This window comes from Chthonomonas sp. (genome assembly GCF_035294505.1).
In the GTDB taxonomy this organism is placed as follows: domain Bacteria; phylum Armatimonadota; class Chthonomonadetes; order Chthonomonadales; family Chthonomonadaceae; genus Chthonomonas.
In genome coordinates, this window is sequence record NZ_DATGKU010000104.1 from 1 (window position 1) to 4,987 (window position 4,987).

General features: G+C 54.0%; 5 protein-coding genes. 1 reads left to right on the forward strand and 4 read right to left on the reverse strand.

Annotated elements, in window-relative coordinates; all coding sequences use genetic code 11:
- Positions 1-508 (forward strand): DUF6784 domain-containing protein (locus VKV18_RS06150; RefSeq protein WP_324203343.1); only part of this gene is annotated, 508 nt, incomplete at its 5' end.
- Between the two features lie 1,418 nt (positions 509-1,926).
- Here the strand turns inward: VKV18_RS06150 and VKV18_RS06155 are convergent.
- The 4 genes from VKV18_RS06155 to VKV18_RS06170 form a co-directional block, all read right to left on the reverse strand.
- A complete protein-coding gene (locus VKV18_RS06155) occupies positions 1,927-2,589 on the reverse strand; it encodes a hypothetical protein (RefSeq protein ID WP_324203344.1) in 663 nt (220 codons plus the stop codon).
- Positions 2,590-2,737: 148 nt separating this feature from the next.
- A complete protein-coding gene (locus VKV18_RS06160) occupies positions 2,738-3,772 on the reverse strand; it encodes a hypothetical protein (protein WP_324203345.1) in 1,035 nt (344 codons plus the stop codon).
- Positions 3,773-3,782: 10 nt separating this feature from the next.
- Positions 3,783-4,331, reverse strand: a complete 549-nt coding sequence (locus tag VKV18_RS06165) for a hypothetical protein (protein ID WP_324203346.1) — start codon at positions 4,329-4,331, stop codon at positions 3,783-3,785.
- 59 nt (positions 4,332-4,390) lie between these two features.
- On the reverse strand, positions 4,391-4,987 hold a 597-nt coding region (locus VKV18_RS06170), incomplete at its 5' end, for a carboxypeptidase-like regulatory domain-containing protein (RefSeq protein ID WP_324203347.1).

Below are 4,987 nucleotides of genomic sequence, written 5' to 3' on the forward strand. Positions count from 1 at the left end.
GCGCCACGTGGCCGCGGTCATTATGGTGGCGATTGTGGTTGGCACGTTTTCCTCTTGGGCCGCCGTCCTCACCTGCTACTATCAGTATGGCGCCGCCACCGCCAAGGTCAACGACTGGCGTACCTACATGGGTAAAGTCCCTTGGACGACCATGAAGGATTGGCTTGACAACCCCGTGCGCCCCAATCTCGCCCGCATGGAGGGGGTGGGGGTAGGCATGCTGGTGACCGTGTTCCTCATTTTTATGCGTTCTCGATTCGTGTGGTGGCCCTTTCATCCAATAGGCTACGCGGTCTCGGGCACGTTTACCATGGCATGGTTATGGTGTGCCACTTTTGTTGGTTGGCTGCTGAAGGCGCTCATCATTCGGTATGGAGGCATGGGCTCCTATCGGCGCTATCTTCCCTTCTTCATCGGGCTTATTTTGGGCGACTACATTACGGGGAGCGTTTGGGCTATTTACGGCTCCATTACCGGCATCCATACCTATCGCTGTTTCCCCATATAAAGAGAGGCTATTTGCGGGGCTAAGCACGGCAAAGGCCTTTGCGTGCCGCCTCTCTAAAGGAGGAAAGGCTCAAAGGCGGCTTGCGGCTCTAGAGGCCATGCGTAGAGCAAGCCGACTTTGCTCGCCCCCTATCCCGTCCTTTCGACTTGTAGACAGCAACGCAGCGGTCTTGCAGACAGCGATGCAGCGGCCAGAGAGATAAGCGAGTAAGGGAACGATTCAGGCCGATGAGGAGTAGGACGTCGGAGCTGCAGAGATTGCCAATCTCACGGTTCTAGAGCCAATTCGCAGAGCACGCCGACTTTGTTCGCTCCCTATCCCGTCCTTTCCCCCGATGCGGGAGAAAGGGGGCGGTTGTGTTGAGTTCTCGCAGGGAAGGTTATCAAAGGAAACCACCAATGGGCTTGTTGGTCTCCCCTCTCCCTGATAGGGGGAGGGGCGGGGGGGTGGGGGCTGTAGGCGTCGGCCTTGAAGAGCCGGCGATACAACTGTCATTCCAAGCCGCAGGCGAGATCAACAACTGCCATTTCGAGCCGAAGGCGAGAAATCTTAAGTTTCACTTCCCACCCGTTCTGAGGGGGTAGGGGGTGGGGCTGCAGAGACTGTCAATTGCTTCGGCTCTAGAGCCAATTCGTGGAGCAAGCCGACTTTGCTCGCCCCCTATCCCGTCCTTTCCCCCGATTCGGGAGAAAGGGGGCTATCTTGCCAATTTTTCAAAGAAAAGCCTACCAAAGGAAACCGCGAGTAAGCTTACTGGTCTCCCCTCTCCCAAATTGGGGGAGGGGCGGGGGTGGGGGCCTTGAAAAGCCGGCGATACGACCGCCATTTCGAGCTGATACCACAACTGTCATTTCGAGCCGATACCACACCTGTCATTTCGAGCCGAAGGCGAGAAATCTTGAGTTTCACTTCCCACCCGTTCTGAGGGACAAGGTGGGTACTTTGAAGGGGAGGGTGTCGGCCTTGAGGTGCCCAACGCTAGGTGCCCTCGCCCCATTGGGGAGAGGGTTGGGGGGAGGGGATGAGGCAATAGGGGTACCCTTGTGGTTACCGCACTTCAAAGGACTTGCGACTTAATGGGTTCACCGAGAGATGGGCAGTCGTAAGATTCGGTTTAAGCTGGGCAACCGGCCGCAAGAGGATAGTATAGCAGGTTTTTCTGAGAAAGGAGGGAGGCATGCGTCCTTCGTCTAAACGCGGGGGGCTTCTGCGGCGATCCTTATGCGGGTTTTTCTTGGCGAGAGGCAGAAGAAGAAGGCGCACGCTAGGGCAGAAGTTGGCTCGGGGATGCCCTAATAATATAGAAAGCAGCAGGAAAGCTTTTCCTGCTGCTGTCCTATTGAGCGTCGAACGAAGAGAGAAAGTCATCCCTTCTCTTCTTTGGTCTCTCTGTTTGGGTGATTATACGACGCAACCACTTACTTTGAGTCGGTTGAACTTGCAGGAGGTGCCGAACTGCTTTGCTGAAATTGTTCCAGTAGCGCCTGTAATGTAGTTTGTGCACCCTCCAACTCCTGCTGCGATAGGTGCACGGCCTCGCTTTTACTAATGAGACGTTGCCCCTCTAAACGAATATATCCCTCAATGCCCTCCGAATTCAGCAAACTGATCATGGGTACCACCGCGCCACTCCCGCCAGAGTTGTCGAACCCCATCGAGATAAAACTAGGCTCCTTTCCCGGCGGTTGATACATTAGGGTGACAACGGGAGTAAAGGGAATGAGTGGTTTCATCTTGTGGCCAATTTGAGTTGCCATCTGCTGAGAGAGCCTATTCAGCGCAGAGTTTTGCCCCATAAGAAAGCCATTGAAAATCTTCTTGTTTCCTTCCCAGGAGCTAAGCTGAAGAGCCGGAGTGCTCTCTTCTCCTTGTCTTATCGAACCCATAGTGATTACAGGCCGACCTTGACTATCCACAATGGTCAACGATGGGGTTCTGAGGTTAGGCATCGTGACACTTCCCTCCTGAGGCTGCGAGGAGGCACTGCGCATCGTGACCCCAAAAGCCCCTATAAGAACGCCTAACAGCACATAAAACCCTGCCATGCCGAACCGGCTCAGTAGCTTTTTGGAACCAGACATCTTCCTTTTCTCCTTTCGGGTTGATGGAGGAGAGAGGCGTTTGTGCCTCTCTCCTTTTTATGCTTGGGTCTACTGCTTCTATTTGCCTGGAGGTGGTGACAGACGGGTCTTACACAGGTCTGGACTCCCATCCGCGTCACAACCAGTCCTACTCTAACGGCAACTGCACGCTCTTAAGCCCCTTTCCGTCAAACCACCATAATCGGCCATTCGCATCCGTAGTCCACGACCATGGCAATGCTCCTGGAACCTCCACTAGATGTCGCGCTCCAACATGGGGAGATGCGGAAGCGCGATACACATACATCTCTATCTCGCCCTGCTTCACAACACACCACACATACACACGTTCAGGCGATGACCACACCAAAAACCAACCAGATTTCGATGCAGGCAGTTCCTTCTCTACTCGGTTTTCTCCCGTATACGGGTCTATACTTACAATACAGCGCTTCCCATCCTTACGTGCCAGGCCTATTAAGCGACCGGAAGCATCTGCATACGGAGCCAGAGATGAAATCTCAAAAGGAAGCAGGTAACGTTTGCTCGCTACCTTTTGCCAATCCAGCAGAAAATCCTCACTATCTGTATCTACATACTTGCCAAAATAAACCCTGTTGGGAAACTCAGTGCCAAGGTCTTTTCCTTCGGTATGCACGAACAACAACCTATCCGTCACCCAAGCAAACCGTTCTGCGTAAAAGCGAAACGGATAGATAGCAACCTTCCGGTCTTGTTTCTCCTTCGCCTGCGTATCCAAAATTCCTAATAGGGGCGCATACATATGCTTGCACCCCACCTGGTAGGCAATGTAGCGTCCACTAGGAGAGGGGACAAGAGAGGCTGCAACAGCCCCACCTGTATCGAACACACTGCACTTTTTGGAACGAACATCGAAGCGGACGATCTTGGCCTGGTTTTTGCTTACACGCATCAGATAGAGAAAACGGTTGTGCTCTCCCCACGGAGTGAAGTGGATGTTAAAGAAGTTGGTATCCCCTGGGAACCGATAGAACTGTTGTCCGTTTTGCTTGTAGAGAGCACTGCCATCCCAGACGAAAATATATTGACCGTTTGGGGAGGGATAGGCCTCCTTATAGTGGCCTTGTCGGTTTGCAGGCGCTCCGATAGCACAAGCCGCGCATACCAACCCAACGCCTATCAAGTTTCGTTGTAGTCTCATCGTTTTGCTCCTAGGGTAATGGACATTCTCCAGGTGGATCCCAACTTCCCTCGCTGGCATCACAGTGAAGGTAACAACACTTGAGGTATTGATCGATGCGAATAAACAAACCGGCATCCACCTTACCCTGCAGGCATCCTTTTACGCAGTCTGCTCTATCATCGCCAGAGCTTCCTGCACCTCCTCCACAAGGCATCGAGAGCCATAATGCCCTGTTGGCATACAGCGGGCAGGCTACAGGAGGGCCGCTGAAGTCCAAACCCTCCTCAAGGCCGACGCCCTTCCCCTCATCCAATACCAACCCTGCAGGACGATAGGGGGTCTGCGCGTTCCCACTTGTGTACATAGCCACGCCAAAGCTATCGTACTCAAGGCCGACGCCCTTCCCCTCATTCCATACAAAACCACGGGTGTACCCCGGACCAGGAGCGCTCGCTAACGTCCCATCCCCGTTCCAACCGTACACCTCCGTCTGGTTCGTCGCACTGTCTACTACCTGCGCTAATCGTCCTCCTCCGTCATAACTGTAGCTCCCGTTGTGGACGACCACCCCGTTCACCACCACCTTCGCACTTAAACGGCGATGCGCACCGTTCTAACGGGAGCTTCCTCCACATTCTAAGGATTGGGAGGATGCGGAGACTGTATCGGCCCTAACTGCACCGTCACATCCTGCTCTACTCCCCGCTCCACCGTGATAGTAGCTACCCCCGGATTGCGTGGAGGCCCGAGACTCGTCGCCTTCACCGTGTAAACCCCCGGTGAAATCGGATGAACCTGTGGATTGCTAAACACATAATTCCCCTTCCCATCCGATTGGCTGGTGCCGGTAAGCACCGTATTGCTTTTGGCATCAGTAATCGTTATGTTTGCCGGTATCGCCCCGCTGTCGGGACTGGTGGTGTACACCTTCAGAATGAGCAGCGCTTGCAAACGACAGGGAACGGATATCACCCCGGAAACGGGGGTGTCGAAGTCGTTCTTGCATGCCTCGTATCCTACATAGGCCCCGCTGACCTCATACTTCCAGCCCTTGTATAACTGCAGGGTGGCTTTCCCATTGGCATCGAAGAAGACTTGGGAAGGAGTAGAGATTGGACCGGGAGGAGGGGGTGTCGTCCAGGCTCCTTGAAGGCTCAGTTGACCGGGTAAGGCAGTCCATCCTGGTGGAGGGGCAATATCAGGACTTAACTGAAACGTCACATCTTGGGGCAG